This window comes from Ectothiorhodospiraceae bacterium 2226 (assembly GCA_013348725.1).
In the GTDB taxonomy this organism is placed as follows: domain Bacteria; phylum Pseudomonadota; class Gammaproteobacteria.
The window spans coordinates 231,981-251,044 of record CP054689.1 but is presented as its reverse complement, the minus strand read 5'-3'; the positions used below and the strand labels follow the sequence as shown (position 1 = coordinate 251,044).

17 protein-coding genes, 2 tRNA genes and 1 pseudogene are annotated in these 19,064 nt (G+C 67.6%); 15 read left to right on the top strand and 5 right to left on the bottom strand.

The window, feature by feature from the left end; all coding sequences use genetic code 11:
• Nucleotides 1–83 precede the first annotated feature (83 nt).
• The 5 genes from HUS23_01150 to HUS23_01130 all read left to right on the top strand — a co-directional run bounded on the left by HUS23_01150 (nt 84) and on the right by HUS23_01130 (nt 5,358).
• A complete protein-coding gene (locus HUS23_01150; protein ID QKT02530.1) occupies nt 84–1,565 on the top strand; it encodes a HAMP domain-containing histidine kinase in 1,482 nt (493 codons plus the stop codon).
• A complete protein-coding gene (locus HUS23_01145) occupies nt 1,562–2,917 on the top strand; it encodes a sigma-54-dependent Fis family transcriptional regulator (protein ID QKT02529.1) in 1,356 nt (451 codons plus the stop codon). Before HUS23_01150 ends, HUS23_01145 begins: the two co-directional genes overlap by 4 nt.
• Nucleotides 2,918–3,024: 107 nt before the next feature.
• On the top strand, nt 3,025–3,741 hold the full coding sequence (locus HUS23_01140; GenBank protein QKT02528.1) for a DUF429 domain-containing protein: 717 nt from the start codon (nt 3,025–3,027) through the stop codon (nt 3,739–3,741).
• Between the two features lie 220 nt (nt 3,742–3,961).
• On the top strand, nt 3,962–4,429 hold the full coding sequence (locus HUS23_01135; protein QKT02527.1) for a cytochrome c: 468 nt from the start codon (nt 3,962–3,964) through the stop codon (nt 4,427–4,429).
• 17 nt (nt 4,430–4,446) lie between these two features.
• A complete protein-coding gene (locus HUS23_01130; GenBank protein QKT02526.1) occupies nt 4,447–5,358 on the top strand; it encodes a cytochrome c in 912 nt (303 codons plus the stop codon).
• A 58-nt stretch (nt 5,359–5,416) separates the two neighbouring features.
• Here HUS23_01130 and HUS23_01125 read toward each other — a convergent pair.
• The 3 genes and pseudogenes from HUS23_01125 to HUS23_01115 form a co-directional block, all read right to left on the bottom strand.
• Nucleotides 5,417–5,492, bottom strand: a tRNA-Asn gene (locus tag HUS23_01125).
• Between the two features lie 498 nt (nt 5,493–5,990).
• Nucleotides 5,991–6,131, bottom strand: a pseudogene (locus HUS23_01120) (prepilin-type N-terminal cleavage/methylation domain-containing protein).
• A gap of 136 nt (nt 6,132–6,267) precedes the next feature.
• Nucleotides 6,268–7,452 carry a pyridoxal phosphate-dependent aminotransferase gene (locus HUS23_01115; protein ID QKT02525.1) on the bottom strand — a complete coding sequence of 395 codons (1,185 nt, stop codon included), beginning with the start codon at nt 7,450–7,452 and terminating at the stop codon, nt 6,268–6,270.
• Nucleotides 7,453–7,539: 87 nt separating this feature from the next.
• Here HUS23_01115 and uvrB point away from each other — a divergent pair, with 87 nt between their 5' ends.
• From uvrB to HUS23_01100, 3 genes are all read left to right on the top strand, one after another.
• Complete coding sequence (gene uvrB, locus HUS23_01110; protein ID QKT02524.1) at nt 7,540–9,561, top strand: excinuclease ABC subunit UvrB; 2,022 nt, start codon at nt 7,540–7,542, stop codon at nt 9,559–9,561.
• 83 nt (nt 9,562–9,644) lie between these two features.
• The gene (locus HUS23_01105; GenBank protein ID QKT02523.1) at nt 9,645–10,988 is read left to right on the top strand and encodes a ferric reductase-like transmembrane domain-containing protein; all 1,344 of its coding nucleotides are present in this window, start codon (nt 9,645–9,647) and stop codon (nt 10,986–10,988) included.
• 2 nt (nt 10,989–10,990) lie between these two features.
• Nucleotides 10,991–11,398 carry a cytochrome c gene (locus HUS23_01100; GenBank protein QKT02522.1) on the top strand — a complete coding sequence of 136 codons (408 nt, stop codon included), beginning with the start codon at nt 10,991–10,993 and terminating at the stop codon, nt 11,396–11,398.
• Nucleotides 11,399–11,416: 18 nt separating this feature from the next.
• Here HUS23_01100 and HUS23_01095 read toward each other — a convergent pair whose 3' ends face one another.
• Both HUS23_01095 and merA read right to left on the bottom strand, forming a co-directional pair.
• The gene (locus tag HUS23_01095) at nt 11,417–12,364 is read right to left on the bottom strand and encodes an arsenic resistance protein (GenBank protein ID QKT02521.1); all 948 of its coding nucleotides are present in this window, start codon (nt 12,362–12,364) and stop codon (nt 11,417–11,419) included.
• A gap of 173 nt (nt 12,365–12,537) precedes the next feature.
• Complete coding sequence (gene merA, locus HUS23_01090) at nt 12,538–13,959, bottom strand: mercury(II) reductase (GenBank protein QKT02520.1); 1,422 nt, start codon at nt 13,957–13,959, stop codon at nt 12,538–12,540.
• A gap of 64 nt (nt 13,960–14,023) precedes the next feature.
• On the opposite strand from merA, the gene HUS23_01085 reads away from it, so the two are divergent.
• The 7 genes from HUS23_01085 to pheS all read left to right on the top strand — a co-directional run bounded on the left by HUS23_01085 (nt 14,024) and on the right by pheS (nt 19,056).
• Complete coding sequence (locus HUS23_01085) at nt 14,024–14,434, top strand: MerR family transcriptional regulator (protein QKT02519.1); 411 nt, start codon at nt 14,024–14,026, stop codon at nt 14,432–14,434.
• Between the two features lie 57 nt (nt 14,435–14,491).
• A tRNA-Val gene (locus HUS23_01080) sits at nt 14,492–14,566 on the top strand.
• Between the two features lie 129 nt (nt 14,567–14,695).
• On the top strand, nt 14,696–16,621 hold the full coding sequence (gene thrS, locus HUS23_01075) for a threonine--tRNA ligase (protein QKT02518.1): 1,926 nt from the start codon (nt 14,696–14,698) through the stop codon (nt 16,619–16,621).
• Nucleotides 16,622–16,623: 2 nt separating this feature from the next.
• Nucleotides 16,624–17,148 carry a translation initiation factor IF-3 gene (infC, locus tag HUS23_01070; GenBank protein QKT04920.1) on the top strand — a complete coding sequence of 175 codons (525 nt, stop codon included), beginning with the start codon at nt 16,624–16,626 and terminating at the stop codon, nt 17,146–17,148.
• Nucleotides 17,149–17,277: 129 nt separating this feature from the next.
• Nucleotides 17,278–17,475 carry a 50S ribosomal protein L35 gene (gene rpmI / locus HUS23_01065; GenBank protein ID QKT02517.1) on the top strand — a complete coding sequence of 66 codons (198 nt, stop codon included), beginning with the start codon at nt 17,278–17,280 and terminating at the stop codon, nt 17,473–17,475.
• 15 nt (nt 17,476–17,490) lie between these two features.
• Nucleotides 17,491–17,850: a 50S ribosomal protein L20 gene (rplT, locus tag HUS23_01060; protein ID QKT02516.1), complete on the top strand. Its 360-nt coding sequence runs from the start codon at nt 17,491–17,493 to the stop codon at nt 17,848–17,850.
• 189 nt (nt 17,851–18,039) lie between these two features.
• Nucleotides 18,040–19,056 (top strand): phenylalanine--tRNA ligase subunit alpha, encoded by a 1,017-nt coding sequence (gene pheS, locus HUS23_01055; protein QKT02515.1) that lies wholly within the window; start codon nt 18,040–18,042, stop codon nt 19,054–19,056.
• Nucleotides 19,057–19,064 lie beyond the last annotated feature (8 nt).

The following is a 19,064-nucleotide window of genomic DNA, read 5'->3' as shown; positions in this document are numbered from 1 at the left end:
AGCGTTACACTGTGCAACAGTGTTTCAGGAATGCAGCGCCACGGCTCTAATCGAGCGGGCGCTGCTGAGGAGGCGCGGTGCGCGTGTGGAGCAGTCTGCGGGCCAAGATCCGCTGGGCCTACGCCAGTTTGCTGGTGGTGCTGATCGTGTTGGTGGCTTGGCTGCTGGCTGACTTGCGCGCCGTGGAGGACCGCGTGGCACAGGGGCAGGCGGTGTCACAGTTTCTGGATACCGTGCTGGAGATGCGCCGCTTCGAGAAGAATTACTTTCTGTACGGCGAGCCGGAGGACTATCGCGAGTTTCGTCGCCTCGCGGTCGAAGTCGGCGTGTTCATGACCGCGCGCGGCGAGGAGTTGGGCCTGGTGGCGACGCCGGAGCGTCTGCAGGAGATCAGCCGGGATCTCGCGCGCTATCGGCAGGCCATGGCGCAGTACGCGGAGACGGTTGTGGGCGGCGGCGCGGTGCCGGAGGCGCTGGTGACGGCCATTCGCAACGAGGGGCGGGCGCTGACGGATGTGGCCGAGCGCAAGGCGAGCCGCGAGCGCGAATTGCTGCAGAAGGCGCTGCAGCGTGCGCGCACGCAGCTGCTGATCGCGTTGGTGCTCCTCGCGGGCCTCGCGGTCGCAGTCGGGCAGGGGCTGTCGCGGGCCGTGATACGCCCTCTGCGCACGATGGAGCGGCACATGGGCGAACTTGGCGAAGGCCGCCTGCGTCGCCTCGACGAGCACGCCTCGGACAGCGAGATCGCCTCCCTGGCCCGCGCCTTCAACCACGTGCTGGACGAACTCGAGCGCCGCCGACGCAGCCTGGTGCAGTCGGAGAAGCTGGCCTCGCTCGGCACCCTGCTCTCGGGTGTCGCCCACGAGCTGAACAACCCCCTCGCGAACATCTCCTCCTCGTGCCAGATCCTGCGCGAAGAATTGCCCGAACTCGATCCGGCGTTCGCACAGGAGCTGCTGCGCCAGATCGACGAACAGGGCGAGCGCGCCCGTCTGATCGTGCTGGCATTGCTGGATTTCGCGCGCGAGCGCGAGCCGGTGCGCGTGCCGGTGGCGCTGCTGCCGCTGCTCGAGCGCACCCTGACCTTCCTGCGCGGCAGCATTCCGGCGGGCGTCGCGCTCGACGTCGAGGTGCCGGGGCAGCTGTGCGTCATCGGTGATCCGCAGCGCCTGCAGCAGGTGTTTCTCAACCTGGTCAAGAATGCCCTGGACGCGACCGCCGAGCGTGGCGGGGGACGCGTGCTCGTACAGGCGCAGCCCGCCCGAGACACCGCCCCCGACGATCCGGCGCTGGCCGGCATGGACTCCTGCACCGCCGGGGGTGGCGCGGCAGTGGATGTATTCGTGCGGGACGCCGGCCCCGGCATTCCGCCCGAACTGCTGCCGCGCATCTTCGATCCCTTCTTTACCACGAAGCCGCCGGGCGGGGGCTCCGGTCTCGGCCTGTTCGTCAGCTACGAGATCGTGGAGCGCCATGGCGGCTGCCTCGGCGTCAGCAGCCGGGCGGGGGAGGGCGCTACCTTCGTGGTGCGTCTTCCGGCCTGTCTCGAGGAGGAACCTGCATGAGTAAACCGCGCATCCTGATCGTCGACGACGAACAGATTGCCCTGCGCAACCTGACCCATGTCATGCAAAAGGAGGGCTACGAGGTCGTCGCGCTGGACGACGGCGAGCGCGCCCTGGCGGCGTTGGACGAGCAGCGCTTCGAGGTGGTGCTGACCGACCTGCGCATGAAGCCTGTGGACGGCATTGCGGTCCTGCGTCACTGCCGCGAGCTGCACCCGCACACGGAGGTCATCCTCATTACCGGCTACGCCACCCTCAAGTCGGCGGTCGACGCGATGCGCGAAGGCGCCTTCTACTATGTGGCCAAGCCGTTTCGACTCGACGAGGTGCGCCAGATCGTGCACGAGGCGGTGGAGAAGGTGCGCCTGCGGGCGGAGAACGACCGCCTGCGCCAATTGCTGGATGCCGAGGAAGGGACGGTGCGCATCGTGGGCAATCATGCGCGCATGCGCGAGTTGCTCACCACCGCCCGCCAAGTCGCCGGGGTGGATTGCAGCGTGCTCATCACCGGCGAGAGCGGGACCGGCAAGGAACTGGTCGCCCGCTACCTGCATGCGCATGGTCGGCGTGCGCAGGGGCCGTTCGTGGCGGCCAACTGCGGTGCCTTCTCCGAGGACCTGCTGGCCAATGAGCTGTTCGGCCATGCGAAGGGCGCCTTCACCGGCGCCGGGAACGACAAAGAAGGTCTGATCGAGGCGGCCAATGGCGGCACGGTGTTCTTGGATGAGGTGACCGAGATGTCGCCCGCGATGCAGGTGAAACTGCTGCGGGTGATCCAGGAGCGTGAGGTGCTGCCCCTGGGGGCCACCCGCGCGGTACCGGTGGACGTGCGGTTTCTCGCCGCCACCAACCGCGACCCCGAGGAGGCCGTGGCCGCGGGCGTGCTGCGCAAGGACCTTTACTACCGCTTGAACGTGGTCGGGCTGCACATACCCCCGTTGCGCGAGCGGCGCGAGGACATCCCGCTACTGATCGCCCATCTGATGCAGAAGCATGCCGCCCTCCTGCGGCGGCCCGCCGAGCGCGTCACCGAGGAGGCCATGGCGCGGCTGCTGCAGCACGACTTTCCCGGCAATGTGCGCGAACTCGAGAACATCGTGGTGCGGGGCATCGCGCTGGCCCCGGATGGGGTTATCGAGGCCCGCCATCTGCCGCCTGAGCTGCACGCTGGCGCGGGCGAAGCGCTTCAGGGCGCCGACGCGGCGGGCGATGTCTCCTTGGAAGCGCAGGAGGCCGCCCATATCCGGCGTGTGCTGGCGCAGACCGGCGGCAACAAGACGCAGGCCGCGCAGCTGCTCGGCATCGACCGCGTCTCGCTGTGGCGCAAGCTCAAGCGCCTCGGTATGCGTTAACGCGGACACGGCGGTGGAGTCGGCTTCGCGCACAGGTACGGTCGGCGCGCGACCCTCACTACCAGCGGGTGCCTGGATCGGGACGTAAGAGAAGGAGAAAGCGGGCGATGGCGTGGCTTGCGGGCGTGGACGGTTGTCCTCGTGGGTGGGTGGCGGTGCTGCGCGACACCGACTCGGGCGCCCTGCACGTGCGCGTGGTGGCTGCCCTGCAGGAACTGCTGGAGGTGCCCGAAGCGCCGCGGGTGATCGCGGTGGATGCGCCCATCGGCTTGCTGGAGGCGGCCGAGCCCGGCGGGCGCGCCTGCGACCGCGGGGCCCGGGCGCTGCTGGGCCGGCCGCGCGCCTCTAGCGTGTTCAGCCCCCCGGTGCGCGGGGCGCTGGTCGCGGTCGACGACTACCGGCGCGCGTGCGACATCAATCGCGCCAGCGCGTCCTGTCGCCTCGGCATTAGCCGGCAATGCCACGCCATCTTTCCCAAGTTGGCGGAGCTCGATGCGCTCATCACCCCTGCGCTGCAGGCGCGCGTGCGCGAGGTGCATCCGGAACTCTCGTTCTTCGCCCTCAACGGCGGCCAACCCGTGGTCGAGCGCAAGAAGGGGCGCGTCGGGCGCGCCCGGCGCCTCGCCCTGCTGGAGACGGCGTGGGGGCGCGAGCTGGGCGCGCTGATGCGCGATGTGCGTGGCTCCGGCGCCGCGCGCGATGACATCGTGGATGCGATGGCCGCTTGTTGGAGCGCGGAGCGGATCTGGAGGGGCGCGGCGCAGTGCGTACCGACGGCGCCCCCGCTCGACACGCGCGGGCTTCGTATGGCGATTTGGTTTTGAGTTGTTGGCGCCTCGCGCTGCGGCGTACCCAAGAGCGCGGCAGCGCCCATGAGTGGACGGTCCGAGGTGGCGGCGGCAATCACAACGCCTTGATGGATGGTCTAGATTTTTAGAAGCGTGAGCCTTCCGGCCGGGCGGTGATCCGGAGTCATCCTTTGATCGGCGCGCGGTCGTCGGTCCGTGCGGGCCGTTTGTTAATGTCTACAGGGGGGGAATCAACATGAAGAAATCCGCTCGTCTGGTTACCGCGGCCTCGGTGGCGGCCGTACTCGCGCTGGGGGCGGGCACAACCGCCTCGGTGCAAGCGTTCGAGGAGCAGGAGGCCACGATCGACTATCGTCAGGGCGTCATGCGGGCGATCGGCGGTAACGTGGGTTCGCTTGCTGCGATCATCATGGACGGCGCCGACTATGGCGACAATCTGCAGCTGCATGCCCAGCACCTCGTGGATCTGACGCGCGACATCCCCGCACTGTTCCCCGAGGGCAGCGATTTCCCCGAGACCGACGCGCGCGAAGAGATCTGGGATGACTGGGACCGCTTCGTCGAGTTGGCCGATGACACTCGCGAGGCCGTCGACGCACTGCATGCGGCGGTGGAGGCCGGCGAGGAGGATGAGTACCCCATCCGGTTCCGCAATCTGGGACAGTCCTGCCAGGCGTGTCACGACGACTTCCGCCGCGAGTGATCCGTGCGGGGCGCGCCGTGAAGCGCGGGGCAGCAGCGTGGCTTCCCGCGCTGTGCCTTGCCGGCCTTGCCTGGGTCGCGCCCACTCAGGCGCAGGTAGCGATTGGCGAGCATGACCCCGAGGCGGGAGAAGAGGACCTCATCGCCCACGGCAGGTACGTGCTGCGCGCCGGCGGCTGCGTGACCTGTCATACGGCGAAGGAGGGCGAGTTTCTCGCCGGGGGACGGCCGATCGCGAGCCCGTTCGGAACGTTCTATGGCCCCAACATCACACCGGACGCGGAACACGGCATCGGTGACTGGTCCGAGGAGGATCTACGACGGGCTCTGCTGGACGGCCGCGGCCCGGACGGACGCCACTATTACCCGGTATTTCCGTTCACCTCCTATACGAAGATGCAGGCGCGTGACGTCGAGGCCCTGTGGGCCTTTCTGCAGTCCGAGGTGGCGCCGGTGGCACGGGAGAACACGCCCCACGAGTTGCTGTGGTTTGCGCGATTCCGGCCAGCCCTGAGGGGCTGGCGGTGGCTCCACTTCGAGCCGGGCACCTTCGAGCCGGACCCGGATGAATCCGACGAGTGGAATCGCGGGGCGTACCTCACGCTGGCGCTGGGCCACTGCATGGAATGCCACACACCGCGCACCCGCACCGGCGGCTTGCAACGGGAGCAGCTCGGCGCGGGGGCGCGGCTGCCCGGTGGCGACGTCGCGCCCAATATCACGCCGGAGCGGGAGACCGGCATCGGCCGCTGGGGGGCGCGCCACATCGCCCGCTATCTGGAGATGGGGCTGACGCGAGATGGCGATTTTGCCGGGGATAGCATGGCCGACGTGATCGATGATGGCACCTCACATCTGACCGACGCGGACCGACGCGCCATCGCGGTCTATCTGCGCGCGCTGGAGCCCATGCATCACGAACCGGAGTAGGCACAGGACACGAAACGAAAAAGGGCCAGGTCATTGAGACCTAGCCCTTTTCTGTACCTGGCTCCCCGGGACGGGCTCGAACCGCCGACCCAGTGATTAACAGTCACTTGCTCTACCGACTGAGCTACCGGGGAATGGAAAGACGCGTATGGTACGGTCGGCCGGGGTGTGCGTCAAGGCGGAGGGCACTGCAGCGGGTCGCCGTTTGCCTGGGTGAACGCGACGCGTGGGCGGCCGGTATTGGAGAGGATGATCGCGCGTGCCCGCTCGCCGCCGCGGCCGTCGCAGAAGGTGAAGGTCGCATTGCTGCCGGGGGTGAATCCGGAGGTCTGGTAGACGATCCGGGCGCGGCTGCCGGAGGTGATGTGCGCCGCGGGCGTTTGCGCGCCCTGGGCGACCAGCAGAGGCTCGGTCTCGCCGCGCTGCCGGTCGCCGTCGAGGTCGACGAACACCAGCCAGCCGGTATGCCACAGGGCTTGATCGGCGCAGCGGCTGCCGTCGGTGCTCGGGCAGAGCACGGTCGGCACACCACGTTTCACGGCTTCGCTGCGCGCAAGCTGCAAGTGCCCGAGCATGAGATTCACGCGGGCGATCTGGCGCTGGTCGGCGACGTAGTTCTGCAGGGTGGGGCGGGCGAGGGCGACCAGGATCGCGAGCAGCGCGAGACCCATCATCAGCTCGATGAGTGTCACGCCGGCCTGCGTTGGGCGGGCCCGTGCTGGGCGGGCCGGCGCTGCCGCGGCCTTTATCGGGACTCCGTGTGTGGCTGCCATCTCCCCTCCGAAGGAGGGGCAGCTTACGCCGGGCCCGTTGCGGGCGCTGTCAGGAACGCGGGACGCGCGTGTCAGCCCCCGCCGTCAGTGATGTCGCCTTTCGCTTACGAGGACGCGCCGGCGCCGGACCGACGTCTTACCGCAATGCACCTTCAATGCGATCCAGGGCCTCGGCGAGCGTCTCCAGGCCGGTGGCGAAGGAAAGGCGCATGTAGCCCGGCAGCCCAAAGGCCGAGCCGGGCACGAGCGCGACGCCCGCCTGGGTAATCAGGTATTCGGCGAGTTGCACGTCGTCGTTCACCCCGTCCAGCCGTTCGATCACCGCGCGCATGTCGGGAAAGCTGTAGAAGGCGCCTTGGGAGGGCAGGCACTTCACGTCCGGCATGGCGTTCAACCGGGCAACTACGAACTCATGGCGTTCCTTGAAGGCGCGCAGCATGGTCTGGATGCAGCTCTGGTCGCCCTCCAGGGCGGCCTTGGCGGCGGCCTGGGAGATCGAGGCGGGGTTGGAGGTGCTCTGCGACTGCACTTTCTTCATCGCGGCGATGAGCTTGCCGGGACCGGCGGCGTAGCCGATGCGCCAGCCCGTCATGGCATAAGCCTTGGACACGCCGTTCAACACAATGCTGCGGTCGGCCAAATCCGGACAGGCATTGACGATGTTGCTGAACGGCTCGTCGGCCCACAGGATGTGCTCGTACATGTCGTCGCTCGCCACGAACACGTGCGGATGGCGGCGCAGCACGTCGCCCAGCGCCGCGAGCTCCGCCAGCGTGTAAGCCACCCCGGTCGGGTTGGAGGGGCTGTTCAGCACCAGCAGGCGGGTGCGCCGGGTGATGGCCGCTTCCAGCTGCTCGGGGGTGATCTTGAAGCCCTGTTCCAGGCCCGCCTCCAGGTACACCGGCGCGCCTTCGGCCAGCAGCACCATGTCGGGGTAGGAGACCCAGTAGGGCGCGGGTATGATGACCTCGTCACCCGGATCGAGCAGGGCCTGCACCAGGTTGTAGAAGCTGTGCTTGCCGCCGCAGGACACCAGGATCTGGTTGGGGGCGTACACCAGGCTGTTGTCGCGCCCCAGCTTGTCGACGACGGCCTGCTTGAGCCCCGGGGTACCGTCCACCGCCGTGTATTTGGTGTCGCCCTGGCGGATGGCGGCGATGGCCGCCTCCTTGATGTGGTCAGGGGTGTCGAAGTCGGGTTCCCCGGCGCCCAGGCCGATGATGTCCTTACCCAGCGCTTTGAGCTCGGCGGCGCGGGCGGTCACGGCCAGGGTGGGCGAGGGCTTGATGCTATTGACCCTTTTCGACAATCGGATGTCCAAGCAAGGCTCCTTGGTGGGACGCAGGGCGAAAACCGCTAGGGCAAAACCCCGCTAATATACTGCATCGGCGCGCGCCTCAGGAACCCTATGGATAGACCTTTCAAGCTGCAATCGGACTTTCAGCCGGCGGGCGACCAGCCCACCGCCATCGCCGGCCTGGTGGACGGCATCGAGAGCGGCCTGGCCGGCCAGACCTTGCTCGGGGTGACCGGGTCGGGCAAGACCTTTACCATCGCCCACGTCATCCAGCAGATCCAGCGGCCGACGCTGATCATGGCCCCCAATAAGACCCTGGCGGCGCAGCTCTACGGCGAGATGAAGGAGTTCTTCCCCGGCAACGCGGTGGAGTACTTCGTCTCCTATTACGATTACTACCAGCCCGAGGCTTACGTCCCCTCCAGCGACACCTACATCGAGAAGGACGCCTCCATCAACGAGCACATCGAGCAGATGCGCCTCTCGGCCACCAAGGCCCTGATGGAGCGGCGCGACACGGTGATCGTGGCGACGGTGTCGGCCATCTACGGCCTGGGTGATCCCAAGGCCTACTTCAGCATGGTGCTGCACCTGGTGCGCGGCGACACCATCGACCAGCGCTTCCTGCTGCGTCGCCTGACTGAACTGCAGTACAAGCGAAACGACGTCGAGCTCGCGCGCGGTACCTATAGGGTGCGCGGCGAGGTGATCGACATCTTCCCGGCCGAGTCGGACCGCGAGGCGGTGCGCGTGGAGCTGTTCGACGACGAGATCGAGTCGCTGAGCTACTTCGATCCGCTCACGGGCGAGGTGCTGCGCCGCGTGCCGCGTTTGACCATTTACCCCAAGACCCACTATGTGACGCCGCGCGCTACCTTGCTCGGCATGATCGACCAGGTGAAGGACGAGTTGCGCGAGCGTCTGGTACAGCTGCGCGAGGCCGACAAGCTGGTGGAGGCCCAGCGCCTGGAGCAGCGCACCCTGTTCGACATCGAGATGATGCTGGAGCTCGGCTACTGCTCGGGGATCGAGAACTACTCGCGCTACCTCTCCGGCCGCAAGGCCGGTGAGTCGCCGCCCACGCTGTTCGATTACCTGCCGGCCGACGCCTTGCTGGTGCTGGACGAGAGCCACGTGACCGTGCCGCAGATCGGCGCCATGTACAAAGGCGACCGCTCGCGCAAGGAGAACCTGGTCGAGTACGGCTTCCGGTTGCCCTCGGCGCTGGACAACCGCCCGCTGCGCTTCGAGGAGTTCGAGCGCCTGGCGCCGCAGACGATTTACGTCTCGGCGACCCCCGCCGCCTACGAGCTGGAGCGCTCCGGCCAGGTGGTGGAGCAGGTGGTGCGCCCCACCGGGCTGGTCGACCCCGAGATCGAGGTGCGCGCCCAGCGCACCCAGGTGGACGACCTGCTCTCGGAGGCCAGCGCGCGCGCCAAGGTCGGCGAGCGCGTGCTGGTCACCACGCTCACCAAACGCATGGCCGAGGACCTCACCGAGTACCTGGTCGAGCACGGCCTCAAGGTGCGCTACATGCACTCGGACATCGACACCGTGGAGCGCATGGAGATCATCCGCGGCCTGCGCCTGGGCGAGTTCGACGTGCTGGTCGGCATCAACCTGTTGCGCGAGGGCCTGGATATTCCCGAGGTGTCGCTGGTGGCCATCCTCGACGCGGACAAGGAAGGCTTCCTGCGTTCCGAGCGCTCGCTGATCCAGACCATCGGGCGCGCCGCGCGCAATCTGAACGGCAAGGCGATTCTGTACGCCGACCGCATCACCGGCTCGATGGAGCGCGCCATGGGCGAGACCGAGCGCCGCCGCGAGAAGCAGCTCGCCTTCAACGCCGAACACGGCATCACCCCGCGCGGGGTCAAGAAGGCCATCACCGACGTGCTGGAGGCGCAGTACGGCGGCAGGGGCGTCCGAGGCGCGGCGGGGCAGGTGAGCGAGGATGTGATCGAGTACATGGGCCTGCCCCCCGCCAAGCTCATGCAGCGCATCAAGCAGCTCGAGAAGCAGATGTACAAGCACGCCCAGAACCTCGAGTTCGAGCAGGCCGGGCGTCTGCGCGACGAGATCAAACGCATCCGCGAGTTGGGTCTCGGCGTGCGCACGCGCGAGGCGGGGTAGGGCGACGCGCAACGGCGGCTCCGCCACGAGGGGGGGCTCGGCCGAGTGCTATGGTTGGTGAGTCCCCTCTGCGCGTTGTTGCCATGTCGAACGACAACAAGAATGCCCCGTCCGTCCTGAGCAACGCCTTTGGCTGGGGCGCGGCGTATCTGCTGCTCATCAGCGCGCCGCTACTGCTCCTGCTGCTCGGGGAGGTGCCGCCGGGCGGCGGCTTCTGGTGGGACTTTGCCATGGCCCTCGGCTTCGGCGGCATGGCCATCATGGGCGTGCAGTTTGCGCTCACCGCGCGCTTTCGACGTGCGGCCGCGCCGTTTGGCATGGATATCCTGTATTACTTCCATCGGTTGGTCGCGCTCCTCGGCGTCGCGCTGATCCTGGCCCATTTCGGCGTGTTGCGCGTGCTCTATCCCGAGGCCTTGGGCGCGCTTGATCCGCGCGAGGCATCCGCGCACATGAGCGCCGGGCGCCTCGCGCTCCTGTTGTTCCTGGTGCTGATCGTCAGCTCGCTGTGGCGCAAGCCGCTGCGCCTCGAATACAGCACCTGGCGCATCATGCATGCGGCCCTCGCCACCACCGCCTTCCTGCTGGCCGTGGTGCACATCACCGGCGTGGGCTACTACACCGAGGCGCTGCAGAAGTGGTGGCTGTGGACCGGCTACACGCTGTTCTGGGCGTTGCTCATCGTTTACGTGCGTGTGCTCAAGCCCTGGCGCGCGCTGCGCCGGCCGTGGAAGGTGGCCGAGGTGCGCCCCGAGCGCGGCGCGGCCTGGACGCTGGCGCTAGAGCCCGAGGGCCATGCCGGTATTCGCCACAAGCCCGGCCAGTTCGGTTGGCTCACGCTGCGTAGCACGCCGTTTCGCTTTCAGGAGCATCCCTTCTCATTCTCCGGCAGCGCGGAGCGCTCGGGGCGCGTGGAGTTCACCATCAAGGCCTTGGGCGACTTCACGCGCAGCATCGGCGATGTGCAGCCCGGTGAGCGCGCCTACCTCGACGCGCCCTTCGGGGTGTTCAGCCCGGACCGCCATCCGGACGCGCCGGGCTATGTATTCATCGCGGGCGGCGTGGGCATCGCGCCGATCATGGGCATGCTGCGTACCCTCGCGGACCGCGGCGAACGGCGTCCGCTGTTCCTTATCTATGCCAACAAGGATTGGGAGGGCGTGATCTTCCGCGAGGAACTTGACGAACTCACGGCGCGCCTTGAGCTGTGCCTGGTGCATGTGCTCACCGACCCGCCGCGTGGTTGGGACGGCGAGCACGGCTACGTCGACGGCGCGCTGCTGGAGCGGGTACTCCCGCCCGAGAGCCGCGACTATGAGTACTTCCTGTGCGGCCCCATGCCCATGACCGCCGGCGTACGCCGCGCGCTGGCGGCGCGCGGCGTGCTGCCTACCCGCATCCACGCCGAATTGTTCAATATGGTGTAGCGATGCGCGAGGAATGGGCACGCTGGGTGACGTTTCTGTCGGGTCTGGTGATCCTGGTGCTCGCGCTCGCCTTCGCCTGGGCGCACAACCGGGCGCCCATGGAGACGCCCGCGCGTCCACGCGCCGCTGCAGTCCCCGCCGACGGCGGCGCGCTGATCGCACGCGGGCGCGACCTCTATCAAGCGCAGGGCTGCGCCGCCTGCCACGCCGTGCAAGGAGTTGGGAATCCGCGCAACCCACTGGACGGCGTCGGGCGGCGCCTGTCTTCCGACGAGCTCCACGATTGGATCGTGGCCGCCGACCACCTCGAAGAGCGCCTTCCGCCCAGCGTCGTCCGCCGCAAGCAGCGCTACCAGGAGCTGGGTGAAGACGAGCTGGCGGCGCTGGTGGCCTATCTACAGAGTCTTTGAGCCGGCCTTGCGCAGCGCCTAACGAATCAGCCACGGGATTGCGCGTAGGTAGAGCAGCATTCCGAACAGCTCCACCAGCGCTTGCAGCACGATCACCACGCCCGCCACTTCCCACCCCGCCGGCAGCGCCAGCGCCAGGGGCAACACCACGAAGGAGTTGCGCGTCCCGAAGCTGAAGGCGAGCGTACGCCCGTGCGCGGCGGGCAGGTGCAGGGCGCGCTGCAGCAGCCGGGCGAGCAGGGCGGCGGCAAGCAGAAAGGCGAGGAACACGGGCAGCACCGCGGGCAACACGCCCAGCGTGCCGGCCACCGCATCGACCTGCGCCCCGGCGATCAGGAACACCACCAGCGCGAGCAGCGGGACCGGCCACGCCCTGGCACGCGCGCGCCACGCGCGCCGCGCGGGCATGGCATCGATCCAGCGCTCGGTCAGCGCCGCCAGCACCAGCGGCGTGAGTACCACCAGCGCCGCCGCCGCGACCGGCCCGGCTGCGAGGGCGGCCTGCAGGGTCTCGCCCGCTATCCACCACAGATACAGCGGTAGTAGGGCGATCTGCAGGACCAAGTTGAGCGGGGTGACGGCCAGTGCGCGCGGCGCGTCGCCCTTGCCGAGTTGGGCGAAGGCCATGAACCAGTCGGTGCAGGGCACCAGGAGCACCAGCAGCACGCCCAGGCGCAGGGCGGGGTCGGGCGGCAGCCACTGCACCAGGGCCCACACCAGCGCGGGCAGCAGCACGAAGTTGCCGAGCAGCGCGGCACCTAAGAAACGCCGGTCGCGCAGCGCGTCGCGCACATGCCACAGCGGCACCTGCAGGAAGGTGAGGTACAGCAGCAGTGCCAGCGTCGGCCATAACACGACCTCGAGTACCGGCCCGAGGCCGGGCCATCGCGCGCCGAGCAGCAGGCCGGCGCCGATGGCGACCAAGTAGATCCAGACCTGTCGGCGCTCCAGGGTGAGACGGTTCACGTATGTTCCTTGTTGTCAGGTCTGAATGAATCCTCCTGGATTTCTCAGACCGCGCGAGCGCATAGCGTGGTTCTCGACGCTTCGTGATCAACGGCTGGGCGCCGTCGATCTCGGCGGCACATCTGTGCCGCGGGCGCGCGTAATCTACCACCGCCAAGCTAGAGGGATGCCGTCTAGCCCGCGCAGCAGGATAATTGCGTGACGTCCTGGGCGAACGTCTGCGCGGCCAACTTCAGGCCCTCGGCCATGGTGAGGTAAGGGAACAGCTGGTCGGCCAGCTCCTGCACGGTCAGGCGCGCGCGCAACGCGAGCGCGGCGGTTTGGATGAACTCGCCGGCCTCGGGAGCGACCGCCTGCGCGCCGAGCAGGCGACCGGTGCCGCGCTCGGCGACGAGTTTGATGAAGCCGCGGGTGTCGAAATTGGCGAGGGCGCGCGGCACGTTGTCCAGGGTCAGCGTGCGGCTGTGCGCCGCCACCCCCTGCTCTGCGGCTTGCGCTTCGCTCAGACCCACCGTCGCCACCTGCGGGTCCGTGAACACGACCGCGGGCACCGCGGTGAGATCGAGCGTGGCCTGACCGCCGGTCATATTGATGGCCGCGCGCGTGCCGGCCGCCGCCGCCACATAGACGAAGGCGGGCAGGTCGGTACAGTCCCCGGCGGCGTAAATGTTCGCCGTGCTGGTTTGCAGGCGGGGGTTTACCCTGACCGCGCCGCGGCTGCCGAGCGCCACGCCGGCTTGGTCGGCAGCCAGGCGTTCAGTGTTCGGCGCGCGGCCGGCGGCGACCAGCAGCCGCTCGGCCCGCACCTCGCCCGCGGAGCTCGCGAGCCGGAACGCGGCATTCTGGTGTCGCACCGAGTGTATCTCGACCCCGGTCAGTATCTCGATGCCCTCGGCGCGGAGCGCATCGGCAAGCGCGGCGCCCACGGCAGGGTCTTCACGCCCGAGCAGGGTTGTGCGCGCCAGGACGGTGACCCGGCTGCCGAGCCGGGCGTAGGCCTGGGCGAGTTCCACGGCCACGGCGGAGGCGCCGCTGACCGCGAGGCGGGGCGGGATGCTGTCCGTCGCCAGCGCGTCGGTGGAGGTCCAGTAGGGCGTGTCGCGCAGGCCGGGGATGGGAGGAATGTAGGGCGAGGCGCCAGTGGCAATGAGGCAGCGGTCGAAGGGGAGGTGATGCTCGCCGCCCTCGGCGCGGCGCACGGACAACGCAGCGGTGCCGATGAAGCGCGCTTCCCCGCGCAGCACCGTCACGCCCTCGGCGGCAGCGAGGATGCGTTCGTACTTCGCCTCGCGTAGCGCGTCCACGCGCGTCTGTTGCTGCGCCAGCAGAGCGCGCCGGTCGATGGCGGGTTCAGCCGGTTCGATGCCCGCATCGAACGGACTCGTGCGGCGGGTGTGGGCAAGCTGTGCGGCGCGGACCATGATCTTGGACGGCACGCAGCCGACGTTCACGCAGGTGCCGCCGAGCGTGCCGCGTTCGATCAACGTGACCCGTGCACCGCGTTCGGCCGCGCGCGTCGCCGCCGCCACCGCTGCCGCGCCGCTGCCGATGATCGCAATGTGCGGAAGCGATGGTCCGCGGCTTCCCCGTTGCATCGCGTGTTCCCCGATAGCTGGTCGATCGCTAAGCTAGAACCGTACCTAAGTACGGAGTCAAATCATGAGCGAGGCCTCGGGCATGACCATCGGTGGCTTGGCGCGCGCAGCGGGAGTGAGCGTCGAGACCATCCGCTTCTATCAGCGCAAAGGGCTCGTGCCGCAGCCGGCGCGGCGCTACGGGACGGTGCGCCGGTACGGGGACCCGGTTCTGGCGCGGATCCGCTTCATCAAGGCGGCGCAGCGGCTGGGCTTCTCGCTGGAGGGCGTCGCGGCGCTGCTGGCGCTGGAGGATGGGGCCGAGTGCAAAGCAGCGCGTCGGCTTGCCGAGGCGAAGCTGCGCGAGGTGCGCCTCAAACTCGCCGACCTGCACCGCATAGAAGCCGTCCTGGCGGGGCTGGTGCACGACTGCGCCACGAGCGACGGGGCAGTGCGGTGCCCGTTGATCGAGGCGGTACAGCAAGGCGGCGTCTGAGTCCTGTAGGCTTGTCACGCGCGGGGCTACTTGCTATTCTGCGCGGCTTGAAGCGAGAGGCGCGTAGCTCAGTGGTAGAGCACTACCTTGACATGGTAGTGGTCGGTGGTTCGATCCCACTCGCGCCTACCAATTCTCTTGTTGGGTATGCCTAAAGCCTGGCCGCAACCATGCACGGGCGGCCGAGGCGCCGCTAGCGTCGGGTTTTGGCGCCCTTCACGTGATCTCTCGTAGCGATCACCACTGGCCATAGGACGCAGCATGCCTACCATCACCCTGCCCGACGGCAGCCAACGCCGTTTCGATCACCCCGTTTCCGTCCGCGAAGTTGCCGAGTCCATCGGGCCGGGCCTCGCCAAGGCCGCGCTCGCCGGCAAGGTCGACGGACGTCTGGTCGACACCTCGCGCATCATCGACGAAGACGCCGAGCTCGCCATCGTGACCGATCGGGACCCCGACGGGTTGGAAGTCATTCGCCACTCCACCGCCCACCTGCTGGCGCAGGCGGTCAAGGCGCTGTTCCCCGACGCACAGGTCACCATCGGCCCCACGGTCGAGGACGGCTTCTACTACGACTTCGCGTACAAGCGCCCCTTCACGCCCGAGGACCTCGAAGCCATCGAGGCCAAGATGCAGGAGCTGGCGGCGGCCGACCTTGACGTCGAGCGCAGCGTGATGGCGCGCGACGAGGCGGTGCGCTTTTTTCGCGACATGGGCGAGGAGTACAAGGCGCGCATTATCGAGGACATCCCGGCGAACGAGGAGCTTTCGCTCTACCGTCAGGGCGATTTCATCGATCTGTGCCGCGGGCCGCATGTGCCCAGCACCGGCAAGCTCAAGGCCTTCAAGCTCACCAAGCTGGCCGGCGCCTACTGGCGCGGCGACTCCAACAACGAGATGCTGCAGCGCATCTACGGCACCGCGTGGACGGACAAGAAGGCCCTCAAGGCCTATCTGCACCGTATGGAGGAGGCCGAGAAGCGCGATCACCGACGCATCGGCCGCCAGCTCGACCTGTTCCACGCCCAGGAAGAGGCCCCGGGCATGGTGTTCTGGCATGACCACGGCTGGATCGTGTACCAGGAGATCGAGCAGTACATCCGGCGGCTGCTGCGCGAGCACGGCTACACCGAGGTGCGCACGCCCACCATTCTGGACCGCAGCCTGTGGGAGAAGTCGGGCCACTGGGAGAAGTTCCAGGAGAACATGTTCACCACCCAGTCGGAACACCGCGACTATGCGGTGAAGCCGATGAACTGCCCCTGTCATGTGCAGATCTTCAACCAGGGGCTGAAGAGCTACCGCGACCTGCCGCTGCGCATGGCCGAGTTCGGCTCCTGCCACCGCAACGAGCCGTCCGGTACGCTGCACGGCCTGATGCGGGTGCGCAACTTCACCCAGGACGACGCGCACATCTTCTGCACCGAGGACCAGATCCAGGCGGAGGTGTCGGCGTTCATCGACCTTTTGTATAAGGTTTATGCCGACTTCGGGTTCGACGAGGTGATCGTCAAGCTCTCCACCCGTCCCGAGCAGCGCGTCGGCTCCGACGCCGTGTGGGACAAGGCCGAGCAGGCCCTGGCGCAGGCCCTGGCGCACAAGCAGCTCGCCCACGACCTGCAGCCCGGGGAGGGCGCCTTCTACGGACCCAAGATCGAGTTCTCGCTCAAGGACTGCATCGGACGCGTGTGGCAGTGCGGCACTATCCAGGTGGATTTCTCCATGCCGGGGCGCCTGGGCGCGCAGTACGTGGCCGAGGACAGCAGCCGCCAAGTGCCGGTCATGCTGCACCGCGCCATCCTCGGTTCCATGGAGCGCTTCATCGGCATCCTCATCGAGAACTACGCCGGCGCCTTCCCCACGTGGCTCGCGCCGGTGCAGGCGGCGGTGCTCACCATCACCGATCGGCAGGCCGAATACGCCGCCGAGGCGGCCAAGCTGCTGCAGCAGGAAGGCTTTCGCGTGCAGCCGGACTTGAGAAACGAGAAGATCGGCTTTAAAATCCGGGAGCACACGCTCCGTCGCGTGCCTTACCTATTGGTGGTGGGCGATCGTGAGGTGGAGACGAAAACCCTGGCCGTGCGCACGCGCGGCGGTGAAGATCTCGGGTCGATGTCGCTGGACGACTTCCGCGCCCGCCTCGCCGCCGATATCGCGAGCCGCGGTCGAACGCGTTTGGAGGACTGAAGATCGCTGCGAAGGATAGTGGGCCTCGCCTAAACGAGCAGATCGCCGTACCCAATGTACGGTTGATCGGGAAGGATGGCGAACAGATCGGAATTGTCTCTATTGAAGAGGCCCAGCGCTATGCCGATGAGGCGGAGCTGGATCTGGTAGAGGTCGCGCCGCAGGCGGCGCCTCCGGTTTGCCGGGTAATGGACTTCGGCAAGTTCGTCTTCGAAGAAAACAAGAAGCGTTCGGCGGCCAAGAAGAAGCAGAAGCAGATCCAGGTCAAGGAAGTGAAGTTCCGGCCCGGCACTGACGAAGGCGACTACAAGGTCAAGCTCCGCAATCTGGAGCGTTTTCTGTCCGAGGGCGACAAGGCCAAGGTCACGTTGCGCTTTCGCGGCCGCGAGATGTTGCATCAGGATCTCGGACGCAAGCTGCTCAAGCGCGTCGAGGAAGATTTGGCGGAGCTGGGTTCGGTCGAACAGTTCCCCAAGATGGAAGGGCGCCAGATGGTTATGGTCATCGCGCCCAAGAAGACGCAGTAGGGTTTCGACCCACTGCCGGCGGCCCTGATGGGCCGCCCCAGCACCGGCCGGGCCGCGAGGTCCGGCCGGTTTTCGCTACCGGCACGATCGGGCGGGCAGTCCGACGGGCCGATGAATGGAGTACCTAACATGCCCAAGATGAAGACCAACCGAGGCGCGGCCAAGCGCTTCTCCCGCACCGCCGGGGGCGGGTTCAAGCGCGCGCAGTCGCACCTGAACCACATCCTCACCAAGAAGCCCACCAAGCGTAAGCGCCACTTGCGCAATATGATGCAGGTGGATGCGTCCGACGTGCGCGGCGTGCGCCGCTTGTTGCCGAACGGTTAAGGGAGGAACGCACTCATGCCACGTGTGAAGAGGGGCGTTCAGGCCCACGCGCGACACAAGAAGGTACTGGATCAGGCCAAGGGTTTTCGCGGTCGCCGTAAGAGCGTTTACCGCGTCGCCGCGCAGGCCGTGGTCAAGGCCGGTCAGTACGCGTACCGCGACCGCCGGGTGAAGAAGCGCGAGTTCCGCGCCCTGTGGATTCAGCGCATCAACGCCGCGGCTCGCCTGAACGGCATGTCCTACAGCCGCTTCATGGACGGCCTGAAGAAGGCCTCGGTGGAGATCGACCGCAAGGTGTTGGCGGATATGGCCGTCTTCGACAAGGCCGCGTTTGCGACTTTGGCAGAGAAGGCCAAGGCCAGCCTGGCACAGTAAGACGGCGCGGCCGGCGGACGCCGGCCGAGGCTGTGCACCGAAAGGGGAAAGGGCTGGTTCCTTTCCCCTTTTGCTTTTCCGGCGGGTAGCGTCGCCCCGGGGACGCCGCGCGGTAGCGAGTCTCTACCGCGCGAGCGCTCCGCCGAGCGCGGCATCCGCCCCGTGGGTCACTATCGGGGGATACAGAGCGTGCAGGACTTGGCGGAGATCGTGGAGGAGGCCCAACAGGCCATCGCCGGTGCCGACGACCTCGGTGCCTTGGACCAGTTGCGCGTGCATTATCTGGGTAAGAAGGGCAGCCTCACCGAGCGCATGAAACAGCTCGGCGGACTCTCCGCGGCCGAACGCCCGCAGGCCGGACAGGCCATCAACGCCGCCAAGCAGGCGGTGCAGAGCGCCCTGGAGGCCCGGCGCAGCGAATTGCAGCAGGTGGCCGAGGCCGACGCGCTGGCGCGCGAGCGGGTGGACGTGACGCTGCCGGGCCGCGGCACCGGGCTCGGCGGACTGCACCCCATCACCCGGACCTTGGAGCGCATCGAGACGCTGTTCGCGCAACTCGGGTTCGAGGTAGCCGAGGGGCCGGAAATCGAGGACGACTACCACAACTTCGAGGCCCTCAACATCGGCGCCGACCATCCCGCGCGCGCCATGCACGACACCTTTTACATCGACGAGCGCCGGGTTCTGCGCACGCACACCTCGCCGGTGCAGATCCGCGTGATGCAGGAGCGGCAACCGCCGTTGCGCGTGATCGCGCCGGGCCGCGTGTACCGCTGCGACTCCGATCTCACCCATACGCCCATGTTCCACCAGATCGAGGGCTTGATGGTGGACGAGCAGGTGAGTTTCGCCGACCTCAAGGGCATTCTGGACGACTTCCTGCGCGCCTTCTTCGAGCGGGATCTGGCGGTGCGTTTCCGCCCGTCCTATTTCCCGTTCACCGAGCCCTCCGCCGAGGCGGACATCCAGTGCGTGATGTGCGCCGGAGAGGGGTGCCGGGTGTGCAGTCATACCGGCTGGCTGGAGGTGTTGGGCTGCGGCATGGTGCACCCCAACGTATTCGCCCATGTCGGCATCGACGCGCAGCGTTACACCGGCTTCGCATTCGGTATGGGAGTCGAGCGCCTGGCGATGTTGCGGTACGGCGTCAATGACTTGCGGCTGTTTTTTGAGAATGACTTGCGGTTCTTGCGGCAGTTCGCCTAAGGCCGTCG